The 24,706-nt window shown below is 32.1% G+C and carries 22 protein-coding genes and 2 tRNA genes; 12 read left to right on the top strand and 12 right to left on the bottom strand.

Annotated elements, in window-relative coordinates:
- Nucleotides 1–42 precede the first annotated feature (42 nt).
- From ACUUYC_RS11095 to ACUUYC_RS11080, 4 genes are all read left to right on the top strand, one after another.
- On the top strand, nt 43–1,104 hold the full coding sequence (locus ACUUYC_RS11095; protein WP_474265877.1) for a lactonase family protein: 1,062 nt from the start codon (nt 43–45) through the stop codon (nt 1,102–1,104).
- A 120-nt stretch (nt 1,105–1,224) separates the two neighbouring features.
- Nucleotides 1,225–1,728 (top strand): 30S ribosomal protein S16, encoded by a 504-nt coding sequence (locus tag ACUUYC_RS11090; RefSeq protein WP_474265876.1) that lies wholly within the window; start codon nt 1,225–1,227, stop codon nt 1,726–1,728.
- A 72-nt stretch (nt 1,729–1,800) separates the two neighbouring features.
- Nucleotides 1,801–2,328 (top strand): ribosome maturation factor RimM, encoded by a 528-nt coding sequence (gene rimM, locus ACUUYC_RS11085; RefSeq protein WP_474265875.1) that lies wholly within the window; start codon nt 1,801–1,803, stop codon nt 2,326–2,328.
- A 17-nt stretch (nt 2,329–2,345) separates the two neighbouring features.
- Nucleotides 2,346–2,855: a GTP cyclohydrolase II gene (locus ACUUYC_RS11080; RefSeq protein ID WP_474265874.1), complete on the top strand. Its 510-nt coding sequence runs from the start codon at nt 2,346–2,348 to the stop codon at nt 2,853–2,855.
- Between the two features lie 83 nt (nt 2,856–2,938).
- Here ACUUYC_RS11080 and ACUUYC_RS11075 read toward each other — a convergent pair whose 3' ends face one another.
- Both ACUUYC_RS11075 and ACUUYC_RS11070 read right to left on the bottom strand, forming a co-directional pair.
- Nucleotides 2,939–3,115 carry a hypothetical protein gene (locus ACUUYC_RS11075; RefSeq protein ID WP_474265873.1) on the bottom strand — a complete coding sequence of 59 codons (177 nt, stop codon included), beginning with the start codon at nt 3,113–3,115 and terminating at the stop codon, nt 2,939–2,941.
- Nucleotides 3,116–3,172: 57 nt separating this feature from the next.
- Nucleotides 3,173–3,388, bottom strand: coding sequence for a hypothetical protein (locus tag ACUUYC_RS11070; protein ID WP_474265872.1), 216 nt, complete (start codon nt 3,386–3,388; stop codon nt 3,173–3,175).
- A gap of 232 nt (nt 3,389–3,620) precedes the next feature.
- On the opposite strand from ACUUYC_RS11070, the gene ACUUYC_RS11065 reads away from it, so the two are divergent.
- From ACUUYC_RS11065 to ACUUYC_RS11055, 3 genes are all read left to right on the top strand, one after another.
- A complete protein-coding gene (locus ACUUYC_RS11065) occupies nt 3,621–5,918 on the top strand; it encodes a T9SS type A sorting domain-containing protein (protein WP_474265871.1) in 2,298 nt (765 codons plus the stop codon).
- A 32-nt stretch (nt 5,919–5,950) separates the two neighbouring features.
- Nucleotides 5,951–6,664, top strand: coding sequence for a tRNA1(Val) (adenine(37)-N6)-methyltransferase (locus tag ACUUYC_RS11060; protein ID WP_474265870.1), 714 nt, complete (start codon nt 5,951–5,953; stop codon nt 6,662–6,664).
- A 104-nt stretch (nt 6,665–6,768) separates the two neighbouring features.
- Complete coding sequence (locus tag ACUUYC_RS11055) at nt 6,769–7,947, top strand: acyl-CoA dehydrogenase family protein (RefSeq protein ID WP_474265869.1); 1,179 nt, start codon at nt 6,769–6,771, stop codon at nt 7,945–7,947.
- Between the two features lie 816 nt (nt 7,948–8,763).
- Here ACUUYC_RS11055 and ACUUYC_RS11050 read toward each other — a convergent pair.
- From ACUUYC_RS11050 to mutS, 5 genes are all read right to left on the bottom strand, one after another.
- Complete coding sequence (locus tag ACUUYC_RS11050) at nt 8,764–9,027, bottom strand: hypothetical protein (RefSeq protein ID WP_474265868.1); 264 nt, start codon at nt 9,025–9,027, stop codon at nt 8,764–8,766.
- Between the two features lie 172 nt (nt 9,028–9,199).
- Nucleotides 9,200–11,326, bottom strand: coding sequence for an NACHT domain-containing protein (locus tag ACUUYC_RS11045; RefSeq protein ID WP_474265867.1), 2,127 nt, complete (start codon nt 11,324–11,326; stop codon nt 9,200–9,202).
- A gap of 205 nt (nt 11,327–11,531) precedes the next feature.
- Nucleotides 11,532–11,615, bottom strand: a tRNA-Leu gene (locus tag ACUUYC_RS11040).
- Nucleotides 11,616–11,630: 15 nt separating this feature from the next.
- A tRNA-Gly gene (locus ACUUYC_RS11035) sits at nt 11,631–11,703 on the bottom strand.
- A 123-nt stretch (nt 11,704–11,826) separates the two neighbouring features.
- On the bottom strand, nt 11,827–14,436 hold the full coding sequence (gene mutS, locus ACUUYC_RS11030) for a DNA mismatch repair protein MutS (protein ID WP_474265866.1): 2,610 nt from the start codon (nt 14,434–14,436) through the stop codon (nt 11,827–11,829).
- A gap of 83 nt (nt 14,437–14,519) precedes the next feature.
- Here mutS and ACUUYC_RS11025 point away from each other — a divergent pair, with 83 nt between their 5' ends.
- Nucleotides 14,520–15,050, top strand: coding sequence for an RNA methyltransferase (locus ACUUYC_RS11025; protein WP_474265865.1), 531 nt, complete (start codon nt 14,520–14,522; stop codon nt 15,048–15,050).
- Nucleotides 15,051–15,368: 318 nt separating this feature from the next.
- Here the strand turns inward: ACUUYC_RS11025 and folK are convergent, their stop codons facing one another.
- A complete protein-coding gene (folK, locus tag ACUUYC_RS11020) occupies nt 15,369–16,496 on the bottom strand; it encodes a 2-amino-4-hydroxy-6-hydroxymethyldihydropteridine diphosphokinase (RefSeq protein WP_474265864.1) in 1,128 nt (375 codons plus the stop codon).
- Between the two features lie 270 nt (nt 16,497–16,766).
- On the opposite strand from folK, the gene sppA reads away from it, so the two are divergent.
- A complete protein-coding gene (sppA, locus tag ACUUYC_RS11015; protein ID WP_474265863.1) occupies nt 16,767–18,533 on the top strand; it encodes a signal peptide peptidase SppA in 1,767 nt (588 codons plus the stop codon).
- A gap of 73 nt (nt 18,534–18,606) precedes the next feature.
- Here the strand turns inward: sppA and ACUUYC_RS11010 are convergent, their stop codons facing one another.
- From ACUUYC_RS11010 to ACUUYC_RS11000, 3 genes are all read right to left on the bottom strand, one after another.
- Nucleotides 18,607–18,822 carry a hypothetical protein gene (locus ACUUYC_RS11010; RefSeq protein ID WP_474265862.1) on the bottom strand — a complete coding sequence of 72 codons (216 nt, stop codon included), beginning with the start codon at nt 18,820–18,822 and terminating at the stop codon, nt 18,607–18,609.
- 260 nt (nt 18,823–19,082) lie between these two features.
- Nucleotides 19,083–19,262: a hypothetical protein gene (locus ACUUYC_RS11005; RefSeq protein WP_474265861.1), complete on the bottom strand. Its 180-nt coding sequence runs from the start codon at nt 19,260–19,262 to the stop codon at nt 19,083–19,085.
- Nucleotides 19,263–19,458: 196 nt separating this feature from the next.
- Nucleotides 19,459–19,674, bottom strand: a complete 216-nt coding sequence (locus ACUUYC_RS11000; protein WP_474265860.1) for a class I lanthipeptide — start codon at nt 19,672–19,674, stop codon at nt 19,459–19,461.
- Nucleotides 19,675–19,869: 195 nt separating this feature from the next.
- On the opposite strand from ACUUYC_RS11000, the gene ACUUYC_RS10995 reads away from it, so the two are divergent.
- From ACUUYC_RS10995 to ACUUYC_RS10985, 3 genes are all read left to right on the top strand, one after another.
- Nucleotides 19,870–20,601, top strand: coding sequence for a queuosine precursor transporter (locus tag ACUUYC_RS10995; RefSeq protein ID WP_474265859.1), 732 nt, complete (start codon nt 19,870–19,872; stop codon nt 20,599–20,601).
- 52 nt (nt 20,602–20,653) lie between these two features.
- Complete coding sequence (locus tag ACUUYC_RS10990; protein WP_474265858.1) at nt 20,654–23,296, top strand: AsmA family protein; 2,643 nt, start codon at nt 20,654–20,656, stop codon at nt 23,294–23,296.
- Nucleotides 23,297–23,382: 86 nt separating this feature from the next.
- Nucleotides 23,383–24,006: a LysE family transporter gene (locus tag ACUUYC_RS10985; protein WP_474265857.1), complete on the top strand. Its 624-nt coding sequence runs from the start codon at nt 23,383–23,385 to the stop codon at nt 24,004–24,006.
- Nucleotides 24,007–24,014: 8 nt separating this feature from the next.
- On the opposite strand, the gene ACUUYC_RS10980 is transcribed toward ACUUYC_RS10985, so the two are convergent.
- Nucleotides 24,015–24,632, bottom strand: a complete 618-nt coding sequence (locus ACUUYC_RS10980) for a hypothetical protein (protein WP_474265856.1) — start codon at nt 24,630–24,632, stop codon at nt 24,015–24,017.
- Between the last annotated feature and the right edge of the window lie 74 nt (nt 24,633–24,706).

Here is a 24,706-nt window from a genome sequence, read left to right as displayed (position 1 = left end):
TATCCGTAATTTTTCTCTATTTTGCAGCTTAAAGTTTTTTAAATGAAATTTAAAATTAGTTTATTATTGATTGTACTTAGTTTTTTAGATTGCTCAAAACCAACAATTCCATTACTCGTAGGCACTTATACAAATGGAAATAGCGACGGAATTTATCAGTTTACATTTAATACCGACACAGGAAAATTGAGCAATAAACAATTAGTTGCAACTACTAGCAATCCTTCTTACATAACATATTCTCCAAATAAAAAATACGTATACGCCGTAAATGAAGACAAAGACGGAATGGTATCTGCTTTTAAAGTTGAAAAAAACGGACAATTGTCTTCTTTAAATAAGGTATCTGCAAATGGTGCGCATCCATGTCACATTTCAATCAATGAATCTGGTCAAAAAGTTGTCGTTTCAAACTATACAAGCGGGACTGTTTCAATTTATTCTGTATTAGATGATGGTCGTTTAAGCGACGCTTCTCAAGTGTTTGACCACACTCATAAAGATGAACCTTCTCACGCACATTCAGCACAGTTTTTTAAAGATCAATTGTTTGTAGCTGACTTAGGAAGAAATTCAGTTTACAACTATCAATTTAATGAAGAATCATATATTTTAAAAGATACTTCTATTGTGAGTATGGATGAAAAAATGGGTCCACGACATTTTTCAATGACTAAAAACGGCAAATTTTTATACATCATTAATGAATATGGAAACTCAATCACTTCTGTTCAGAAAACAAAAGATAGCTATCAAAGAATAGATCAAAAAACAACACTTTCTAGTGATTATAAAAACGATAATAGTTGCGCAGATATTCATTTATCTAAAGATGAGCGCTTTATATATGGTTCAAACCGTGGTGAAAATTCAATTGTAGTTTTTAAGAGAAATACAAAAGATGGAACGCTCGAGAAAATTCAAAACATCAATGTTCAAGGTGATTGGCCTCGAAATTTCACATTAGATCCAACTGGAAAATTCTTAATCGCTGCCAATCAACGCAGCAATAATATAAGTGTTTTTCGCATAGACGCTGACACAGGAAAACTCACTTTTTTACACTCTTATGAAACTACTGCGCCTGTATGTTTACTCTTTTAGAAGCATCTATTTGTAATTATCTAATTTTCAGCGCAAACAATATGTTGAAAATTAAAAAATAGTAGTATCTTTGCAGCCTTATTAATAATAGAGGTCGAGAACCTCACAAATTAATTTATTATGCCTGTTAAAATTAGATTACAGAGACACGGTAAAAAAGGAAAACCTTTTTACTGGATTGTTGCCGCTGATACGCGTGCAAAAAGAGATGGTAAATACTTAGAGAAATTAGGTACTTACAATCCAAACACTAACCCTGCAACTATTGACTTAAACCTTGATGGTACTGTAGAGTGGTTACAAAATGGTGCACAACCAACTGATACTGCGAGAGCTATTTTATCTTACAAAGGTGCTATGTACAAAAATCACTTACTTGGTGGTATTCGTAAAGGTGCTTTAACACAAGAACAAGCTGATGAAAAATTCAATGCTTGGGCTGCGCAAAAAGAAGGACTTGTACAAGGTAAAGTTGAGGATTTAGCAAAAGCAGATGCTGACGCTAAAGCTAAAGCTTTTGAAGCAGAAAAAGCAGTAAACGAAGCTCGTATTGCCGCTAATGCTCCTGTTGTAGAAGATGCTGCTGAAGATGCTGGAGAAACTCCTGCAAGTGAAGAAGAATAAATTATAAGTTGTTACATATAATTTTTAGCCTAGTAAATACTAAATTTGCTAGGCTTTTTTTATGATATTGATATGAGAATTGAAGATTGTTTTTATTTAGGAAAGATTGTTAAGAAATATAGCTTTAAAGGTGAATTGTTAGCAAAGTTAGATACAGATCAGCCAGATTTGTACGATAATTTAGATGCTGTTTTTATAAAACTTGGTCGTAATTTTTTGCCTTTTTTTATCGAGAAATCATCATTACACAAATCAGATTTGTTACGATTGAAATTTGAAGATGTTAATACAGAAGAAGAAGCTGATCAATTGCTGAAGTGCGAGTTGTATTTGCCTTTAGAATTTTTACCAAAATTGGAAGGGAATAAGTTTTACTACCATGAAATAACTGGTTTTACAGTTGAAGATGCTTCTTTTGGAACCGTTGGAAAAATTACTGGTGTTAATGATACTACATCGCAACCTTTGTTTGAGATTGAGCGTAAAACTGTTGAAATTTTGATTCCAATTAATGATGCTATTATTAAAAAGGTAGATCGTAAGAATAAAACGATTCATATTGATGCACCGGAAGGTTTAATTGAGTTGTATTTACAATAATCTAAAACTATTTCGCAATGATAAAAATGGCAGAAATTGATTTGAAAACGAAGTACGGAACTTTCCATGAAGTACTTTTTTATGATGGACAGAAAGAAGCAATTGCTTTTTATATGGGAGATATTTCTGATCAAGAAAATGTTTTATGCAGAGTACATTCTTCATGTATTCATGCACATATTTTTAATAGTATTGAATGTGAATGCAGAGAAGAAATGGCAATTGCACAACAAATGATTCAGAAAGAAGGTCGCGGAATTATTATTTGGCTAGAGCAAGAAGGAAAAGGAAATGGACATTATGCATTGCTAAAAAGTATTCCTTTTAAGCGCGAAGGCATGCCACAAGCAGCAGCATATGAAGCAGCAGGTTTTCAAAAAGATGCGCGTGATTTTTCGGCTGCAGCCAAAATTTTAAAGGCTTTAGAAGTAAATTCGATTACAATGCTGACAGATAACGAGAAGAAAGTCAATACACTTACACAACATGGAATTACAATTTCTTCCATGAAATCACTCAAGTTATAAGAAGTAAAAAAGTTCTTTACACCTTACATTGCAAAGAACTCTTTTTTAAAAATATTTTTTCAATTTTCAACACAAATACCTAGTTAACAGCGATGTACAGAAAGCCCACATCCTTCTACTAAGAAAGTAGCAGGTCCTTTGTCTGGACCAGCTGGGACAGTTGACCCATTATCTGGTGCTTTTCCTCCAGAAATAGTAGCCGCATCTAATGTTGAAATTCTTTCTTTTACTAATGTTAACTTTTTGATTTGTTTTATCATGGTATTAAACTTTTAATGGTTATTGTTTTTATCACTTTTTAAGTAGAAAATTCTTTGTTAATAATCTTGTGCGCTTCCGCTAGCCTGTGCTTCACACATTGGACGATGAACAGAAAGTCCACAACCTTCATGTAAAAATGTTACTGGCCCTTTATCTGGACCTGCTGGATTAGCTCCTCCATTGTCGGGCGCTCTTCCTCCAGAAACAGTAGCTGCGTCTAGTGTTGAGATTTTCTCTTTTATTAACGTTAGTTTCTTGATTTGTTTTTTCATGATATTAAAGTTTTTTAGATTTATATATTTTATAGTTCTTACTTTTATCGCTTGTTACCCGAGTTTTATTTTTTTTAACATATTAGCAAACCTTTTCGATTTAAAGAGTTTGTATTCAACAAGTCAAAACTCTAAAAAATAATTCTTGCAATAATTCCCAAAGGATTCATCTATTTATATGTATCGTTTAAGTTAAAAAGGATACTTTTATGGTAACCATTGAAACCAAACCATGAAAAAAAAGTACTCACTTCTATTATTTTTCTTTTTTGTAAACTTTTGCATTGCGCAAATAGCTAACCCAGCTAGTAATGTTTCCGCATGTACTGCTGATGATTCTGGTATTTCTTGTGATTTCGATTTTTCTAATTCAATTTTAGAAATTATAGGAACTCAAGACCCTTCTAGTTTAGTCGTCACTCTTCATGCAACCAATACAGATGCTATTACAAGTACAGCTACACTTCCTGTTACAGGATTTTGCAATATTTCTAATCCGCAAACTATATTTGCGCGTATAGAAGACTCATCTACAGGAATATTTGATACTACTAGTTTTGATATTTTTGTTTCTCAAAATCCAACGATAACTCAGCCTGATGCTCTTGAATTGTGTGACGATGAAGCCAGTGGAAGCATAAATGATGGAATATCCACATTTGATTTGACAACGAATTACAATTTAATTATTGGTGGAAATAGTGGTTTGCTTGCAGAATATTATAGAAATACAAGTGATTTAACTAATGACATTCCTATTGCAACACCAACTGCATACCAAAATACAATTTCACCTGAAAACATTCTTATTAAAATTACCAATATAGATGGTTGCGAAACAATCGTCACTCAAACGATAAGAGTATTAACAACACCCGGAAGTCCAGAAAGTTATCCCATAATTTATGCTTGCGATGATGACATGGATGGTTTTTCTCTAGTAGATTTAACTCAAAATTTTCCACCTCCTTTTTTACCACTTTCGTTTGTCGTTTATGGAAATTTTCCTGATGCAGAAGCAGAAACAAATCCAATAGCAAATCCTAGCGCCTATATTGCAAATGTAAATGATGCAAACGCAGAAGGAATTATAACTTTTTATATAAGAACGACTGAAATATTTACAGGATGTTACAGCGTAGGTCCTCAGGATGTATCAGTAGACTGTAGCACTATTAACAGAGTCACAGGAACAATAGTGTACGATTTTGATACTAATGGCTGTGATTCTTCCACCTACGCGGCCGCTAATTTATTGGTTCGAGCAACTGACGGAACAACAACCTATAGTACTTTTACACAAGCCAACGGAAGCTTCTCGATTGCTATTGATGAAGCAGGAACATACACAACAACACTTATTGCGCCAGAACTATCGTCTTCATTTTTGATCAACCCTTCAAGTGTTTCTTCAACATTTACTGGTGTTGGGAATGAGGAGACTGCCGATTTTTGTGTAACATCAATACAACCTACTAATGATGTATCCGTTAGCATTTACCCTTTATTTTCTGCTCGACCTGGTTTTGATATTTCCTATGCCATCGTATATAAAAATACAGGAACAACCTTACAAAGTGGCGACATAACTTTTGAATATGACAATAGTAAAATGCAATTTTTAACTGCAAACGGAACCGTAAGTAGTTCTACGAGTAATTCACTAACGTTTAACTATATAGATTTAATCCCTTTTGAAACAAGAACAATTATTGTTGATTTTAATATTTTCCCGCCTCCAACAACAAATATTGATGATATTTTAAACTTTACGACTACCATAAATCCCATCTCTGGTGATGCCTTTTCAGAAGATAACATTTTTAACTATAGCCAAATAGTGATTGGATCGTATGATCCAAATGATATTCAGGTGTTGGAAGGAGATGAGATTCTAGTAGAAGATGCCGATGAATATTTACATTATATTATTCGTTTTCAAAATACTGGAACGGCAAGCGCAATTAATGTGAATGTTACAAATGTATTAGATACTGACCTAGATTGGAGCACATTTAGACTAGAAAGTCTTAGTCATGAAGGACACGTAGAAATCAAAAATGGAAATAAAATAGATTTTATTTTTAATAATATTAACTTATCTGACAGCACTTCTGACGAACCTAATTCTCATGGATATATTACGTATAAAATAAAACCGAAAAATGATGCTGCGCTTGGAGATGTATTTGAAAACTCAGCTGATATTTATTTTGATTTTAATCCTCCAATAATTACGAATACTGTAACTACAACCATCGTTGATGTTTTATCTGTAGTAGACAATCAATTAGACAGTTTTGCAGTTTTCCCTAATCCAAGTAGTGACATTCTAAACATTGTTGGAGAAAACGTTATAAATAGCATTGATATTTATGATATCAACGGAAAACTTATAAAATCAATTACTCAAAAAAATAGTATATCTAACACTCAAATAAGTCTTCATAATTTATCGCTTGGTATTTATTTTTTAGAAATCACAACTACGGAAAATCACAAACAAGTTCAGAAAATAATTAAAAAATAGTTGTTTGTTTTCAACATACTCAACTAAATACTATGAGCAAACCTTTTCGATTTAAAGAATTTACAATTAACCAAGATAGAACCGCCATGAAAGTTGGTACTGATGGTGTTTTACTAGGCGCTTGGGCTTCCATAGAAAACAATCCATTTGCAATTTTAGATATTGGTGCTGGCACAGGTTTAATTGCTTTACAATTAGCACAACGTTCAGCAGCGGAAGTTATTGATGCGATAGAAATTGAAGATAATGCATATGAACAAGCCGTAGAAAATTTTGAAAACTCTCCTTGGAGTGATCGCTTGTTTTGTTATCACGCTGGTTTGGATGAGTTTGTAGATGAAATTGAAGATCAGTATGATTTAATTGTTTCAAATCCACCATTTTATACCGAAAATTACAAAACAGATAATGCTCAACGTGATACTGCTCGCTTTACAGACGCACTTCCTTTTGACGAACTTGTGTATGGCGTTTCAAAATTATTAGAGCCAACTGGAACATTTTGCACTATTATTCCTTATAAAGAACAGGAACATTTTATTAATCTGGCGGAAGCCAATGGATTATTTCCAACTAAAATATGTCATGTAAAAGGAAATCCGACAGCAGACTTTAAACGTAGCTTACTATCCTTTTCTTTCGAAAAAACTAAAATTACTACAGAAGAATTAGTTATCGAAACCAAAAGACATCAATACACAGAAGCATACATTTCATTGACAAAAGACTTTTATTTAAAATTATAACAATTTGTCTTTGTTTTGTGAGATTTCATTAGTTACTTTTGTTATCTGGATTTACGAACTTTCCGTAAATTTAGGTATTAAAAAATGCTATTAAATTACAATCAATGAAACCAGATTTATTCCAAGCTCCAGACTATTACAATTTAGATGAGCTTTTAACAGACGAACATAAATTAGTGAGAGATGCTGCCCGCGAATGGGTAAAAAGAGACGTTTCTCCAATTATTGAAGAATATGCACAACGTGCTGAGTTTCCAAAACAAATTGTAGATGGATTGGCAGGAATTGGTGCTTTCGGACCTTATATTCCAGAGGAATATGGTGGTGCTGGATTGGATCAAATTAGCTACGGACTAATTATGCAAGAAATTGAACGTGGAGATTCTGGAGTTCGCTCTACGGCTTCTGTACAATCTTCTTTAGTAATGTATCCTATTTGGAAATATGGAAATGAAGAACAACGTCAAAAGTATTTACCAAAATTAGCTTCTGGTGAATGGATTGGATCGTTTGGTCTTACAGAACCTGATCATGGATCAAACCCTGGTGGAATGACAACTAATTTTAAAGATATGGGCGATCATTATCTTTTAAATGGTGCAAAAATGTGGATTTCAAATTCTCCATTTTGTCAAATCGCAGTTGTTTGGGCAAAAAATGAAGAAGGAAGAATTCATGGATTAATTGTTGAACGTGGTATGAAAGGGTTTTCTACACCAGAGACACATAATAAATGGTCATTGAGAGCTTCTGCAACAGGAGAGTTAATTTTTGACAATGTAAAAGTTCCTAAAGAAAATTTATTACCAAACAAATCTGGTCTTGGTGCTCCACTAGGATGTTTAGATTCAGCGCGTTTTGGTATTGCTTGGGGAGCAATTGGAGCAGCTATGGATTGCTACGATACAGCTTTACGTTATAGCAAGGAACGTATTCAGTTTGGGAAACCAATTGGTCAGTTTCAATTACAACAAAAGAAATTAGCCGAAATGGTTACTGAAATTACAAAAGCACAATTACTCGCTTGGCGCTTAGGTGTGATGCGTGAAAATGGCACAGCTACTTCCGCACAAATTTCTATGGCAAAACGAAATAATGTTGAAATGGCAATCAAAATTGCACGTGAAGCACGTCAAATGCTAGGTGGAATGGGAATTAGTGGTGAATATTCAATCATGAGACATATGATGAATTTAGAAAGTGTAATTACCTATGAAGGAACACACGATATTCACTTATTAATTACAGGACTTGATGTTACTGGATTGAATGCTTTTAAATAAAAAAAACCAAAGCTTTAAGAAGCTTTTTTTAATAAATCAAATAAAGGACAGCGTTTACAACGTTTGTCCTTTTTATATTTTTTGCAACATTTACTTTTGCAATTCTTAACAGGCTTAATAGCGCGTTTCTTTGATTTCCTCTGAATTTGTTCTATATCAATTAATAAAGACATAAACGACTGTTATATAATATATTTCGAGTGCAAATATAGTTATTTAAATTTAATCTAAATAAAACAGTTTGATTTTTGTGTAGAAAATTTTAGGAGGATTTTCAAAACTTCAAAAGTTTGGGAAATCCCTTTTTAGGTTTAAGGAAGTTATTTTAACTACTAAATGAGACCCCCTAATTTCTCAATTTAATATATAACTAACTTTTATATTTCTCTAAGTTTCCTCAGCAACACTAAAAAAAAGGGAGTAATCACAAGAATGATCTCCCTTTTATCTAATAGAATAATACTATTATAATGAGATTCCCCTAAACCTCAATATGTTTGATGCTAAAATAAAAACATATCTACAAAGCACGCTACGAATAAACACTACTTGTATTACGGTTAAACCGTAATTATAATAAGTTTTAGTCTTAAAAATCCACAAACCACTAACTAACAGGTAGTTGAAATTCTAAAAAAAGTTCTTTTTTGAATGTATTTCATAAAATATTCCCTTTTTAGCTAAAAAATAGACCCGATTTGACTAATTACGGAATTGTCGATTACGGTAAAACCGTAATTATACAAAATAGAAAAAGCGAGCATGAGAGCTCGCTTAATATAAATGTGATAAATTTTTCACTTTTTAGTTAATTTACTAAAAATCCATTTGAACTGGAGCTTCCATATGTCCTGGCTCCATTGGCGCTTGTTGTGCTGGTGGACAGTAATAATAAGAAGGGCAACCTCCTAAACGAGAGTCACACATGTGGTTTGAACAAGCTGCGATTAATGTGTTTGTAGGACAACCATTCGTTACACACATCATGTTTCCGCTTCCTGCTGCTCCACCTACAGCATCATTTAGATTTGACACTAACTTTTTGTTTAAGCTTAAATTTTTTAGACTCTTTTTTTTCATGGTTTCTATTTTTAAAGTTTAGATTCCCCAATGTAAGATTAGAAATCAGATACAAAGTATGGGAATGCATTACTATTAAAAGGTGTTTTCACTGTATTGAATAAAAAATATCGTTAGTATAAAAAAAACCTTCAAAATCAAAAAGATTGAAAGAACTACTTATACACAAGATTTATAAATTCTTTTCTCTTAAATCTTTCAGTTTTAGATGAATTCTACTTCCCGTCAACATCGCATGTTGATATTCTACATGTAACGAATTAGCATGCATTCTATCTTCCTTATTTATCAATAAATCTTTGTTTAATGAAGAAGTGTCAATTTCGATTCCTATTGTTTTAGAATGATTAATTGTAAAGTTAAGCTTATCAATAATATTGTCAAATTTGAAATTTAATGCCTGCGGGTTTGCTTCTAATGAGAATATTTTCTTTGCCTTTATTGTGACGAAACCAATTCCTTCTTCTGATATAATCTTAAAACCAAGTTTTGATGTAATTGCATATCTAGTGCGAAGTTGATCAGCATCTGAAGAATCAATAACCTTTATTGGTTTACTATCTATATATTTAATCACCATAATGTCACAACTTGTTACCTCATCTATTTCACTAGTTCGATTCAATTTATTTTCAAATTCAATAACATGTCCTTTCTTAGCTATAACTATAAAACTGACTACTTCTTCTACAATTACGTAATCAGAATCATCATCATAAAAACTGATACTAATATCATTTCGATAATCTTTATAATACGCATCCGAAGTAAAAACTCCCGTAAGGTTTTTTAATCTAGGAGAACTTCTCACCAAGTCAATGATTTCTTTTACTGATAAATTTAAATCTAACAACATAAAAGCTGAAAGTCCTTCAATGTTATATTTATGAGATTTTATCATTTCTATAATAAACATTTTGGTCGCATCTAAATCTGCATCTAACTGAAATTCTTTTCTAAATGATAGATTATGAATTACTTCATACGCCAAAAAGTATTCAAGCACCGACTTATGAGAAAACTTATATTCTCCTAAAGCATTTCTATTTAATAAAGACCTGCTTCCTTGGTCATATTTCTCAATATTGACAATATTTCCTTCAATATCTTCTAATTGTAATCCATCAGGGTTGTCAATAATTTCATTAACATCTAATTTAAATTGCTCTCCATTTTCAACTCTTCTTTTATATAAATGACGTGCCAATGATCTTGAAAAATCTTCTAATAATTTCTTATAATCACTTCCGTATTTTTTTATAATTCCGGGTTTATTAGATTCTCGTTCCAACCATTTTTCTATCAAAATTTCATAAATCTGAAAGCTATATTTAATAGTAAAGTCTTCTGAAGTTAAATCTTCTATATGACTCAACAACATTGGTCGCATCATTAAATTAGGGCTTTTTGCCACAATTTCAAGTCCTTTTTTATAGTTTTCTTTCTTAAAGAAAAGAAAAGGTTTAAATCGTTTTTTTAAATATTTTTTGATATCCGATTGAGAAAGTATTGAAACATATAATTTTTGAAAATGGTAACTTCCTGAGTCGGGACCAAATTTAAATTTACCTGTTTCTGTTGGTTCGCTTTTGCTAGAAGGAAAAAATTGTGTTCTACACGTAATGACAACATATCTAAAATTCCAAACCAAGTCAACAAGTTCTGTCATTCGTTTTTCATAATCTATAACTGCATCATTATCTTCATCGAAAGCATCTAACAATAAAATAGTATTCTCCTTTTCAGAAGTTTCCATTTTATTGATTCTCTCGTATGTCTCAGTATTTCCTAATGGGAAAAGTTTAATATCATATTTGGGCAATTGCCTAAACCATTTTTTATGAAATTTGTATGATAAATACAGGTTAATCATGAATGTAGTTTTCCCCATTCCTGAATCTGCTAAGATTAAATAGTACTTATGATCATTTGTAGTATTTCCAAAAACCTTATTAATAAACAAAGGTATTAATGGTTGTTTTGCAGCCGCGATATAACTTCTTCCAGGTTCATCATCTTCCGAAGGTGGAACATTTTGAAAATTAGTCTTGATATAATATTTAGTAGCCTTGTCAATTTCTCCTGGCGTGTAAAATGGATGTAAATCTCTTGCTAATATTTTATTCTTTCGTTTATCACTTATATGTTTAATTCCTTTAATAATGCTTTTTATAGCAATAAATGAAAGTGATATCAATGCTATCAATCCAGATAACGTTTCTACAGTTCCGATCTCTATTCCGTAATTCAAAAAAAACTTCCTAATTAAGGCAAGTAAATTTTCTAGGCTTCCATACATGATAATTGATTTCTAACTAATTCATCTAAAAGTAATAAAAATCTGAATATTCAAAAGAAAAAACAAACATGCATTGAGTAAGAAATAAGTCTGAAGAAATCTTCTATGTTGAAATTTTCCCGAAATAACCAAGATATTATCTAACATGAAAACTTTAACGCATAAAAAAACCCTTCAAAATCAAAAAGATTAAGAAGGGCTTTTGTACTCGAGGCGGGACTTGAACCCGCACGGCCCAAGGGCCATTGGATTTTAAGTCCAACGTGTCTACCAATTCCACCACTCGAGCGTGGATTTTATATTGAGCGAAAAACGGGGCTCGAACCCGCGACCTCAACCTTGGCAAGGTTACGCTCTACCAGCTGAGCTATTTTCGCAATTTTATTAAAGAACGTGCAACACTACTACTGTATTGCGGATGCAAATTTAAAACATTTCTTCAAATACCAAAACGTTTTGAAGAAAAAGAATAATTTATTTTTTAATGCGCTCGTAATCAATTACTTTTTTTGACGTTGTAACATGCGTTTTATCTCATTGAGCTTCATTAATGCCTCAACTGGTGTTAAAGTATCAATGTCTGTCAGGAGAATTTCTTGCTTTATTTCTTCCAATAATGGATCATCCATATTGAAGAAACTCAATTGCATATCATTTTCTACACTTTTTAAATCATCTGCGAGTTCTTCACTTGAGTGTGATTTTTCTAAACGTTTTAAAATTTTATTCGCTTTGTGAATTACTTGTTGCGGCATTCCGGCCATTTTAGCTACGTGAATTCCAAAACTATGCTCACTTCCACCTTTTACCAATTTACGCAAGAATAATACATTGTCTTTTAATTCTTTTACAGAAACGTTGTAATTCTTGATACGATCAAAAATCTCAGTCATTTCATTCAACTCATGATAATGTGTCGCAAACAATGTTTTTGCACGTGATGGATGTTCATGTAAGTATTCTGAAATTGCCCACGCAATCGAAATTCCATCATAGGTACTTGTTCCACGTCCAATTTCATCCAACAATACCAAACTACGTTCAGAAATATTATTCAAAATGGAAGCAGTTTCGTTCATTTCAACCATAAACGTCGATTCTCCCATCGAAATATTATCACTTGCGCCTACTCTGGTGAATATTTTATCAACCAAACCGATTCTAGCGGTTTCTGCGGGCACAAAACTTCCCATTTGAGCCAAGAGTACAATTAAAGCTGTTTGACGCAATATAGCAGACTTACCACTCATATTTGGACCTGTTATCATAATGATTTGTTGTCCATCTCTATCCAAATACACATCATTGGCAATATAGCTTTCACCAATTGGCAATTGTTGCTCAATTACAGGATGACGACCATTTTTGATATCTAAATCAAATGAATCGTCAATTTCAGGATAGATATACTTGTTTGCTTTTGCCAAAGTCGCAAATCCGCACAAGCAATCGAGCTTTGCAATAATGTTTGCGTTTTGCTGAACTGCTTTTATGTATTGATTGATCCAAACGACTAAATCTGCAAATAACTCCTGCTCTATTTGCATTATTTTTTCTTCTGCGCCTAAAATCTTTGTTTCGTATTCTTTAAGTTCTTCCGTAATGTAACGCTCAGCATTTACAAGTGTTTGCTTTCGTGTCCATGCTTCTGGCACTTTCGCTTTGTGCGTATTTCTAACTTCTATATAATAGCCAAATACATTGTTTGAAGCTATTTTTAAAGACGGAATACCAGTTGCCTGACATTCGCGTTCTAACATTTTGTCTAAATAGTCTTTTCCTGAAAAAGCAATTCCGCGCAATTCATCTAACTTATCAGAAAAACCACTTGCAATAGTGTTTCCTTTTAAAATATTAACAGGTGCTTCTTCGTTGACAGTTTCCTTAATTTTTGAACGCAATAATTCACATTCATGAATCGTATCACCAATTACTTTTAATGCTTCATTTTTACTATTACTTGTAATTTGCTTGATCGGAATAATGGCTTCCAACGAGTTTTTTAATTGAATAACTTCTCTTGGCGAAACTTTTCCCGTGGCAACTTTAGATATTAAACGTTCAATATCACTTATCTGACGAATGTGTTGTTGAATTTTGCCTAATTCGTCACCTTGATGCAATAAATAATTTACAACTTCATGTCGTTGTTTTATCTTTTGACTATTCTTCAATGGTAACGCTAACCAACGTTTTAATAAACGTCCGCCCATTGGTGAAATGGTTTTATCAATTACGTTAATTAATGTAATTGCATTGAACGATGTAGAAGCGTATAATTCTAGATTTCGAACCGTAAAACGATCCATCCAAACATATTCGTCTTCTGCAATTCGTGCAATAGATGTAATGTGTTGTAATTTATTATGTCGTGTTTCAGATAAGTAATGTAAAACTGCACCTGAAGCAATAATTCCTTCGCGTAAATCTTCAACTCCAAACCCTTTTAACGAACTTGTATCAAAATGATTGATAAGTTTTTCCTGCGCAAAATCATCTTTAAAAACCCAATCATCTAAATAAAATACATGGTGATTGGTTCCAAAAGTATCTGCAAATGCTATCTTTTTTTGTTTTGGAATTAAAATTTCGCTCGGCTTAAAGTTTTGCAATACTTTATCAATGTATTCTTCCGAACCTTGCGTTGTCATGAATTCTCCTGTAGAAACATCTAAAAAAGAAATTCCTAGGAGTTTTTTTCCATAATGAATTGCACACAAAAAGTTATTCGTTTTGGCTTGTAACACTTCATCATTAAACGCAACTCCTGGCGTAACCAATTCCGTAACACCACGTTTTACAATCTTTTTTGTCTGTTTTGGGTCTTCTAACTGATCACAAATAGCAACACGTTCACCTGCTTTTACAAGCTTCGGCAAGTACGTATTTAACGAGTGATGTGGAAAGCCTGCAAGTTCTACATTCTCGCCTCCATTATTTCGGTGCGTCAATACAATTCCTAGAATATTGGCAGCTTTTACAGCGTCTTTACCAAAAGTTTCATAGAAATCTCCTACCCTAAATAGTAACAAAGCATCTGGATACTTAGTTTTGATACCATTGTATTGCTTCATTAAAGGAGTTACTTTTTTCGCTGTGCTTTTTGCCAATGTTTGCTATTTTTAATGTTATTTTTGCAGAAATTGTTGAATTGCGAATTTAAATAAATTCAAGGAAATCTCACGAATTACCTATGAGAAAACTTAAAAATAGTGAACTAAACCGATTAAGCGTTGATGAATTTAAATCATCCGAAAAGACATCTATTATTATTATTTTGGATAATATTCGAAGTTTAAATAATATTGGATCGGTTTTTAGAACAAGTGATGCCTTTTTAATTGAGAAAGTATATTTATGTGGAATTACAGCAAAACCGCCACATAAAGATATTCACAGAACAGCTTTAGGCGCGACAGAATCCGTTGCTTGGGAACATCGTGAAGACACGCTTGAATTGGTAAAAGAGCTCCAAGGAAATGGCGTAAAAGTTGCTTCCATTGAACAAGCTGAAGAAGCTATTATGTTGAATAAGTTTTCTCCTGAAAAGCCAAATACGTATGCATTAGTTTTTGGAAACGAAGTTAAAGGCGTGCAACAAGATGTAGTTTCTGCAAGTGATTATGTGATTGAAATTCCACAGTTTGGCACCAAACATTCGTTAAATATTTCAGTAAGTGCTGGTGTTGTAATTTGGGATGTATTTTCTAAGTTGGATCTTTAGAAATGTTAGAACGTTAGACTCCTTGGATTGTTAGTTTTATTATTAGTCATTCTATTAAAAAACAATTCAACTTTTAGAAAATATTTTTAGATTATATCAATAGATTCCTGCCTTCGCAGGAATGACAACATCATTTTCAAAGTACTTCTCGATACAAATTTGTTACACAAATTCACGCGAACTGACGGTTTTAGAATTTTTAAGAACCATGCGAAGCGATCCAAATGCGAAGCGATCCAAATGCGAAGCGATCCAAATGCGAAGCGATCCAAATGCGAAGCGATCCAAATGCGAAGCGATCCAAATGCGAAGCGATCTCTAAACTATAACTTTATGTATTTCAGAAATAATCTTCTGATAATCGTTTGCGTTGGCAACAAAATCTAAATCAGAAACATCAATGATTTTTACGTTTAAGTCTTTGTGTGTTCGGATAAACTCCAAATATCCATTGTTGATTTTGTCTAAGTATTCAGAAGGAATTTTTTGTTCGTAATCGCGTCCACGTTTTTTAATGTTTCGCAATAAACGTTCTGTATTTTGATAGAGATATACGTACAAATCGGGCTTTGGAATTTCCTTATACATGATATCAAACAGCTTTCTATAAAGCTTATATTCTTCGCGCTGCAGCGTTACTTTTGCAAATATCAACGATTTGAAAATATCATAGTCAGACACAATAAAATCTTTGAATAAATCTAATTGTGCTAAATCGTCAGAAATTTGTTGATACCGATCTGCCAAAAACGACATTTCTAACGGAAATGCATAGCGACTGTTATCTTCATAGAATTTTGGCAAAAACGGATTGTCAGCAAAACGCTCTAAAATCAACTTTCCATTAAAATCTTCTGCAATTTTTGTCGCTAACGATGTTTTTCCTGCACCAATATTTCCTTCTATCGCAATGTAATTGAATCGAGATAAATCTTGTTGAGCATCAGGATTATGTAAAGTTTCATCACTTTTTTCAATTCCGTCAGACGAAAGTATTTCATTTAATTGTGAAACTGTCTTTTTAAATGTTGGATGAATTTTACTTGGTGCAATATCACACAATGGTTGCATCACAAATTTGCGTTCATGTGCTAATGGATGTGGCAATTTGACCAAATCTGAATCAATAGTTATATGTTCATAAAAAATTATATCAATGTCAATAATACGATCTTGATATCCTTTTTTGTCACTTCGTACACGTCCAAGCGAAACTTCTACTTCCAAAATTTTTGTCATCACTTCGGCAGGAGATAATTCGGTACTTATACACAAACAAGCATTATAAAAATCGCCACCTTCAAAACCCCAAGAAGGCGTTTCATAGATAGCCGATATTTTTAAAACACGCCCAATTTCCGTAGAAAGCTTTTGTACAGCATTTTGCAAATGCGCACGTTTATCGCCAACATTACTTCCTATAGATATATATGTAGTTTGTAACAAATGTGGATGAGATTATAAAGGTTTTGTATGCTCAAAATTGATCCGCCAAATATAATTAAAATATATGGATCGAATTACGAAAAAATATATGATTACCTATCTTTTTAATTGTGTTCGAGATTATAAAAACTAGCTTGGTTTTTTGTTTGAAAACTTCAACATGCATTAATTCCACAAAAAACTGTAACGTTTTGTCATAAAAGCACACTTACTTCATAGTTATTCAATTAATTGATATTTTTACCAAAAAATTTACAAAACACAAACACTATGAATTTTTTAAAACGTGTACTTTCAACTGTTGTTGGAATTGGAGTTTTCTTCATAATTTCATTTTTTCTATTGATTATTTTAATTGCGCTTTCTGGCGGATCTGATTCAGATACAGTTGTTGTTAAGAGCAATACTGTCTTAGAATTAAACTTAGATCAACCTATTAATGATTATGCAGGAAAGTTTGATTATGGAGATTTAACATTTTTTCCAAACGAACCAAACTACGATGGTTTGTTCAATATTATTGATGCAATTCACTATGCAAAAAATGATGCAAAGATTAAAGGAATTTCTATTTCAAATAATAGCATCAGCGCTGGAATGGCGCAAACAAAAGCAATTCGTGATGCGTTAGTTGATTTTAAAGAATCTGGTAAATTTATTGTTGCATACGGAGATTATATATCACAAAAAGACTATTACTTAAACTCTGTTGCTGATACAATCTATTTAAATCCTGTTGGCGCTTTAGACTTTAAAGGATTGGGAATGGAACGTATGTATTATAAAGATTTTCAAGAAAAATACGGTGTAAAGATGGAAGTGATTCGTCACGGAAAATATAAAAGTGCTGTTGAAGGATATTTAAATCAAGAAATGAGTGAAGCTAATAGAGAGCAAATTTCTGTTTTCTTAACTTCAATTTGGGATGAAATGCGAAAAGAAATTTCGGAAAGCAGAAACATATCTTCTGATGAGTTAAATATATTGGCAGATGAATTAGCTGGAAGAACTGCAAAACTAGCATTAGCATCTAAATTAATAGATAAAATTGGATACCAAGACGAATATGAAGCTGGAATTCAAAATGCGTTAGGTCAAAATAGTGATGTAAATAAAATTGACATTTATGATTATTCAGAATATGCTGGTAAAAAGCCAAAATCATCAAAAAGTAGTGATCGTATTGCAGTTATTTATGCGCAAGGTGAAATTATGTATGGAAAAGGAGATGAAGCTACTATTGGACAAGGCGTTATTAACGAGGCATTAATAGAGGCTCGTGAAAATGATGATGTAAAGGCTATTGTATTACGTGTAAACTCACCTGGAGGAAGTGCTTTGGCTAGTGAATTGATTTGGAGAGAAATTGAATTGACAAAGAAAACAAAACCCGTGATTGTTTCTATGGGGAATTTAGCCGCTTCTGGCGGATATTACATCGCATGTAATGCTGACAAAATTTTTGCTGAAGCAAATACAATTACAGGTAGTATTGGTGTTTTTGGAACTGTTCCTAATATGCACAAATTGGCTGAAGATTTAGGAATTAATGCTGAACAAGTTGGAACCAATAAAAACGCTGTTGATTATAGTGTTTTTGAACCAATGACAGACGAACAACGCGCCTTAATTAAAGAAGGTATTGAAGATATTTATGACTTGTTTACACAACGTGTTGCTGATGGACGTGGAATGACGCAAGCCGCTGTAGATTCTATTGGACAAGGACGTGTTTGGACAGGAAATGACGCTATTAAAATTGGGTTAGTAGATGAAATTGGAGGATTAGATATGGCAATCGAAGCAGCCGCAACTGCAGCTGATATTGAAGAGTATCGTATTAAAGAATTACCAATTTATGAAAAAGACTTTCAAAATATCTTAGATCAATATACAGGTGGATTTATTCAGTCAAAAGAAGCTATTATGAGAGAAGAATTAGGTGACAAACATTATATGATGTTGCAAAAAATGAAGAAAATGACACAAATGGAAGGACCACAATTATTGTTACCATACGAAATAGAGATTAAATAATTTTGTTAGTTATTAATCACTAAAAAAGCCTTTCCGTTATTCATGGAAAGGCTTTTCATTTTTTAATTAAGCATTATTTTTTGTTACATGCTCCTTCTCCTGAAGGTGCAGGACCAGTTGTTCCTCCTCCACATGCTAACGTACAACCTAATATTGAAAGTGCAGTACTTGTTGGATATCCTGTGTTACTAGCTCCACTAGAAGTACTTCCTCCTAATAATAATCCTTCTGTCAAATTAGAAACTTTGTTCTTGTTTAATGCGAATGAACTTAATTTTTGTTTCTTCATAATATAAAAGTTTTAATTATTAATATTGAAGCTAAATTATAGAAGCCTAAAAACAAAGTGCTTATAATCAACTATATATAAATAACGAGTCGTTATTTATATATTCCGACTGCTAATTGAATTGAGGTTAAATAAAATTTAAGACAAAGAGAATTACCTGTTTAAATAACCTTTAAAGATGCTTCACCAAATTAAAAAGAGGCTGTCTAAAAAATATAGACAGCCTCTACTATGTAATAATATATTACATTAGTGAAAAATTACTTCATATTACACGCATCATCCGTAGGTTTTGGTTGAGTGTCTGCAGTACATGTTACACTTATATACGTACAAAGATGTGTAGCTGGTAACGATGAACCTCCTAATAATTGTCCTTCAGTCAAATTAGAAACTTTGTTTTTGTTCAATACTAATGAATTTAATTTTTGTCTTTTCATAATATAAAAGTTTTAATTGTTAATACTGAGGCTAAACTAATTCAGTTCCCACCCAAATCAAAACACTTATAATCAACCATTTATAAATCACGAGTCGTTATTTATATATGGCGAGTATGATTTATTTAAATTCAAAAAAAGCCTTTCCTATACTACAGGAAAGGCTCACGATTTTAAAAAATCATATTAAATACTACTAGTTTAAAGGTGCGTCAATTGGTGCACAGATACCATTAGATCCATTACCACAATCTTGACTACAGTTTCCATTTGTACAATTTAAAGCTGTTTGAAAAGGTGTACAACCATCTGTACAACCTTCTGAGAATCTTCCTCCAATAACTGTTTCTTGATTTAAATTTGAAACTGACTTCTTGTTTAACGAAAGTCCTTTTAATGTTTTTTTCTTCATGATATAAAGTTTTTAATTTATTAATAAATAATTAATTTTGGTATGTTCTAATGCTGCTAAACTACTTATGACTAATTGATTAAAAAAACAGTCTATCATTGCATTTATAAATTCAAACTATGTATTTATGAATTCGTTTTATGTATTTTATCACAAAGAAAATGTTGTAAAAAGAAAGTTTAGTATCTTTACATTATGACCATCGCAGACAAAAAACTTGCTTCTAAAATATATCTATATTTAGCAGCGCTCTTTATTACTTCTTTAGTTGTTTCAAATTTAATTTTCCAGAAATTCTTTTATTGGTATCCGTTTGATATGAAAATATTTGGCGAAAATCTTTTTGAAATTTCTGTTGGGCTTTTACCATATCCGCTTACCTTTCTAATTACAGATGCCATTTCAGAGATTTATGGTAAAAAGAAGGCGAATCAGGTTGTAATTGCAGGAATTTTTGCTTCTATTTTTTCGTTAGGAATTATTTATATTTCAAAAGCTGTTCCTGCAACTTCATGGTCACATGTAAATGATTCTACGTTTACACATGTGTTTGGGAATGCACCTTTGGCCGTTATTGCTTCCATGTTGGCATACCTTTTTGCGCAATTTATAGATATTCAGTTATATCATTTTTGGAAAAAACTGACAAAGGGAAAACATTTATGGCTACGTAATAACTTCTCTACGTTTGCTTCTCAGTTTGTAGATACAGTTTCAGTAATTACATTACTCTGCTTTTTTGAAATCATACCTTGGGATAAGTATATCGGCTTAATAGTTGCTGGTGTTATTTTTAAAATACTCGTTGCTTTTATTGATACTCCATTTTTATATTTAATAGTTTATTTCTTCAGAAAGCGTTTTGGCTTAAAAATTGGAGAAGAGATAGACTTAGACGAATATCCCGAAAATTTATCATCTTCTTAACAGTGATTTTTTGAAATTTCACGTTATTAGGTAATCCAAAAAAATGGAACTCATGAAAGTGAAAAAAGTATTAAAAATAACTGGAATAACGCTCCTTGTATTAATTATTGCATTAGTTACAGCGCCTTATTTATTTAAAGATAAAATCATTGCAATGGTGAAAGAAACCATCAATGAAAATGTAAATGCACGCGTTGATTTTGCTGATGCCGATGTGAGTTTTTTTAGAAGTTTTCCAAAAGCGTCTATCGTTTTAGAAGATATTTCAGTAATTAATAATGCTCCTTTTGAAAATGACACGTTATTTTATGGAAAAGAAGTTGCAGTCACCACAGCAATTGGCGAGCTTTTTAAAGGTCCAAATGAAGCTATTCAAATTTATAGTTTCACAATCGACACTGCAAAGCTAAACATTCAGGTTGATGAAAATGGAAACGCAAATTACGACATTGCAAAACCTAGTGAAACCACACAAACTGCAGAGAATGTTTCGGAGACTTCAGACTTTAAGTTTAAAATAGACAATTATCACATTCTTAATACAGACATTCAATACTATGATGCAAAAAGCAAAACAGAATTAACGGTAACTAATTTACAGCATGAAGGTTTTGGCGATTTTTCATTAGCAGCATCCGAATTGAATACCACAACAAATGCATTAGTTTCTTTTGGAATTGATGGTATGAATTACGTTGAGCAACAACAAATTGCACTAGAAGCGTTGATTGGAATGGACTTAACCAATGGAAAGTATACATTTTTAGAAAACGAAGCATTAATCAATCAATTGCCATTGAAATTTGATGGTTTTGTAAAAATTAATCCAGATTCACAAGAAGTTGATGTAACCTTACAAACACCTTCTTCTGACTTTAAAAACTTTTTAGGTGTAATTCCAAAAGCATATGCTAAGAATATTTCAACCGTACAAACATCTGGAAATTTTGAAGTTTCTGGAGCAATTAAAGGAATTGTAACCGAAACTACCATTCCAACAATTGACATAAAAGTTGTGTCAAACAATGCGTCTTTCAAATATCCTGATTTACCAAAAAGTGTTCAGAATATTAATATTGATGTGCAATTAAAAAACACCACAGGAAACGTAAAAGACACACATGTAAAGATTGGAAATTTAGCTTTTAAAATCGATGAAGATTCATTTCGTGGAAACGGAACTATTTCACAATTAACAACCAATCCGAAAGTAAATGCTTCAATTGTTGGTAAGTTGAACTTAGGAAATATTTCAAAAGCATATCCGATTGAATTGAACAAAGAATTAAGCGGAATTTTAGATGCAAATTTGACAACAAATTTTGACATGAACTCCATTCAAAATGAACATTATGAACGTGTTAAAAATAATGGAAACATTCAAATTTCTGACTTTTTGTTTTCTTCAAAAGATGTTGTAAATCCATTAGCAATTTCAGAAGCAAAAATTGATTTTACTCCAGGAAGAATCACTTTAAAAAAGTTTGATGCTACCAGCGGAAAAAGTGACTTTAACGCTACAGGAACAATTGAAAACTTAATTGGTTTCTTATTTAAAGAAGATAAACTAAAAGGAAATTTCAAAGTAAACTCAGACAGCTTTTACGTAAGCGATTTTATGGTGGCAAGCGAAGAAGGAAGCGAAAATGAAAACACGGAAGTTGAAAAAGGAGAAGCATTAAAAATTCCTGCATTTTTAGATTGTAATATTTATGTAAACTCAAACATGGTATATTACGATAATATTACATTAAACAATGTAAAAGGAAATTTATCATTAGAAGATGGAGAAGCAATTTTAAAAGATGTAAGTTCAGAAGTATTTGATGGAAAAATAAAAATGTCTGGATTAATTTCTACCAAAACAGACACGCCAACGTTTGCCATGGATTTAAATATGGACGAGTTTGATGTTTCAAAATCATTTAACGGATTAGAGTTGCTTCAAACTATTGCGCCTGTTGCTAAAGCATTGGATGGAAAATTGAATTCAATTATTTCTTTAAAAGGCGATTTAACCCAAAGTTATACACCAAATTTAAAAACGATTTCTGGGAACGCTTTCGCAGAATTGATCACGACAACATTGAAGTCTCAAAATATAGATTTCTTCAATACAATTAATGACAAACTTTCTTTTATCGATCTGAATAAGATAAATATTGATGATATTAAAACAAAGTTATCTTTTGACAATGGAAAAGTGAATGTAAAACCATTTTCATTCAACTATAAAGATATTGAAATCATTGTTGATGGAAGTCACGGTTTTGATCAATCATTGAATTACAATGCTACTTTTCAAATTCCAGCAAAATATTTAGGAACAGAAGTAACTACCTTGCTTTCACAGATAAAATCGGAAGAGGCAAAAAACATTACAGTTCCTGTATCTACTCAGATTACCGGAAACTTTACAAGTCCAAATTTCACTACTGATTTGGCGAGTGCTTCCAAAGATTTAGCGGTTAAACTAGCTAAGGTGAAAGCACAAGAAGCTCTAGGAAATATCAAAACAGGAAACGAAGCTGTTGACAACATTTTAGGCGGTTTGATTAAAGGAAGTAATACAAAGAAAGATTCTACCGTAACAACTCCAAACTCTCCTATTGATGATATAAAAAGTGGATTGGGAAATTTGTTTGGAAATCGTAAGAAGAAAAAAGACGTTAAGAAGAAGGATTCTGTGAATTAATGTGTTTTTAGTTAATTTATTTCTTCAGCTTCAATTTCATTTTCAACATTTTGTAATGATTTAGAAAAACTTCCTACCAATACCTCATGGAATTTTTAATATACTTTGCGGTTGGTGTTTTGGTTACTTTTTTAGGTGCTATTCCTTTAGGAACAGTCAATATTTCGGTAATTAATACAACGTTACGTGTTGATGCACGTAACGCGATGAAAATTGCACTAACAGCTGGTATTGCCGAAATTATACTATCATTCTATGCATTGCATTGCAGTATGGTGGTTGCTGATTTTATAGATATGAATCAGTGGATTCAAATTGCGATTGCCGTTTTATTATTTCTAGTTGGCGGAATTTTATTCTTCAAAAAGAAGAAAGAAGGTGCATCCGAAAAAAAGCGCAAAACCTCAAAGTACATTACAGGTTTACTTTTAGGGTTATTGAATCCGACAGTTTTAGTGTATTGGATTTTTATAATTACATATTTGAATAAAAACGCTTTTCAATTGAACATGAATACATCATTAACCATTCTGTTTGTATTCTTCTCAGGTGTATATTTGGGCAAATTGTTGACGCTTTATGGATATAGTAGATTTAGCATATTAATCAAAAATAAAGTGCAAAATATCGCTGCCATGATTAATAAAGTTATTGCCGTATTATTGTTTGCAATTGGAAGTATTCAGTTAGTGAAATACATGTTAGCGTAGCATACTTTTTATTCAATCTTATAGACTAAATCACTCAAAATCAAATCTTCACTTCCAAACATTTTAAATCTAACATTATAAAAAACAACTAAATCATCTTTTGCTAAAGTAGCAAACAACGATTTAATGTCTTTTGAAAATTTATTCTTTTGATCTTTAAAATCGTATACTTTATTTGAATGAATTACGGTTAAGTCAAAAATAATAACTTCACTTACATTCCAACATCCTAATTCATTATTTTTAGTTCTCAACCGTGTAGAACGCTGAAGGGCTATTTTATCATTAAGTCCATCATAATTTCTATTTAAATGCACTGTAGGAATTGGAAATTCTCTGACTCTTAAAGGCATGGATTGCGTAGCTTTTGACTTTTTATTATAGATATTTATATGAGCAACTCCGGATTCTTTTGCTTTCAATATATATACACCTTTCTCTCCAAGGATTTCAGCGTTTTTTGCAGTCACTTCAATGTCACTAAAATTAACACATCCAATTATTTCTATTGGATTATCAATCTTAGCATATATATAGTTGTTTACTGGAAATTTTATCTTGACGTCTTGAGAAAAGGAATAGTTTATAAGAAGTAAAAAAAAGAGTATGCAGCTTGTTTTTGTCATAACAAACGAACGAAATTTTCACTTCTTTATTTTAACATTCATGCAGCAAATAGATTCCTGCCTCCGCAGGAATG

The sequence above is a fragment of the Kordia sp. E genome (assembly GCF_056033805.1).
This window is presented reverse-complemented; position numbering and strand designations above follow the sequence as displayed.

Bases quoted from the DNA above. Each gene is read 5' to 3' on its own strand.
- ACUUYC_RS11095 (WP_474265877.1), top strand. From the start codon at position 43: ATGAAATTTAAAATTAGTTTATTATTGATTGTACTTAGTTTTTTAGAT.
- ACUUYC_RS11070 (WP_474265872.1), bottom strand. From the start codon at position 3,388: ATGAAAAAACAAATCAAGAAACTAACGTTAATAAAAGAGAAAATCTCA.
- rimM (WP_474265875.1), top strand. From the start codon at position 1,801: ATGAGAATTGAAGATTGTTTTTATTTAGGAAAGATTGTTAAGAAATAT.
- ACUUYC_RS11055 (WP_474265869.1), top strand. From the start codon at position 6,769: ATGAAACCAGATTTATTCCAAGCTCCAGACTATTACAATTTAGATGAG.
- ACUUYC_RS10995 (WP_474265859.1), top strand. From the start codon at position 19,870: ATGACCATCGCAGACAAAAAACTTGCTTCTAAAATATATCTATATTTA.
- sppA (WP_474265863.1), top strand. From the start codon at position 16,767: ATGAATTTTTTAAAACGTGTACTTTCAACTGTTGTTGGAATTGGAGTT.
- ACUUYC_RS11000 (WP_474265860.1), bottom strand. From the start codon at position 19,674: ATGAAGAAAAAAACATTAAAAGGACTTTCGTTAAACAAGAAGTCAGTT.
- ACUUYC_RS11090 (WP_474265876.1), top strand. From the start codon at position 1,225: ATGCCTGTTAAAATTAGATTACAGAGACACGGTAAAAAAGGAAAACCT.
- ACUUYC_RS11025 (WP_474265865.1), top strand. From the start codon at position 14,520: ATGAGAAAACTTAAAAATAGTGAACTAAACCGATTAAGCGTTGATGAA.
- ACUUYC_RS11050 (WP_474265868.1), bottom strand. From the start codon at position 9,027: ATGAAAAAAAAGAGTCTAAAAAATTTAAGCTTAAACAAAAAGTTAGTG.
- ACUUYC_RS11045 (WP_474265867.1), bottom strand. From the start codon at position 11,326: ATGTATGGAAGCCTAGAAAATTTACTTGCCTTAATTAGGAAGTTTTTT.
- ACUUYC_RS11010 (WP_474265862.1), bottom strand. From the start codon at position 18,822: ATGAAGAAACAAAAATTAAGTTCATTCGCATTAAACAAGAACAAAGTT.
- ACUUYC_RS11075 (WP_474265873.1), bottom strand. From the start codon at position 3,115: ATGATAAAACAAATCAAAAAGTTAACATTAGTAAAAGAAAGAATTTCA.
- ACUUYC_RS11005 (WP_474265861.1), bottom strand. From the start codon at position 19,262: ATGAAAAGACAAAAATTAAATTCATTAGTATTGAACAAAAACAAAGTT.
- ACUUYC_RS10985 (WP_474265857.1), top strand. From the start codon at position 23,383: ATGGAATTTTTAATATACTTTGCGGTTGGTGTTTTGGTTACTTTTTTA.
- ACUUYC_RS11065 (WP_474265871.1), top strand. From the start codon at position 3,621: ATGAAAAAAAAGTACTCACTTCTATTATTTTTCTTTTTTGTAAACTTT.
- ACUUYC_RS10990 (WP_474265858.1), top strand. From the start codon at position 20,654: ATGAAAGTGAAAAAAGTATTAAAAATAACTGGAATAACGCTCCTTGTA.
- ACUUYC_RS10980 (WP_474265856.1), bottom strand. From the start codon at position 24,632: ATGACAAAAACAAGCTGCATACTCTTTTTTTTACTTCTTATAAACTAT.
- ACUUYC_RS11060 (WP_474265870.1), top strand. From the start codon at position 5,951: ATGAGCAAACCTTTTCGATTTAAAGAATTTACAATTAACCAAGATAGA.
- ACUUYC_RS11080 (WP_474265874.1), top strand. From the start codon at position 2,346: ATGATAAAAATGGCAGAAATTGATTTGAAAACGAAGTACGGAACTTTC.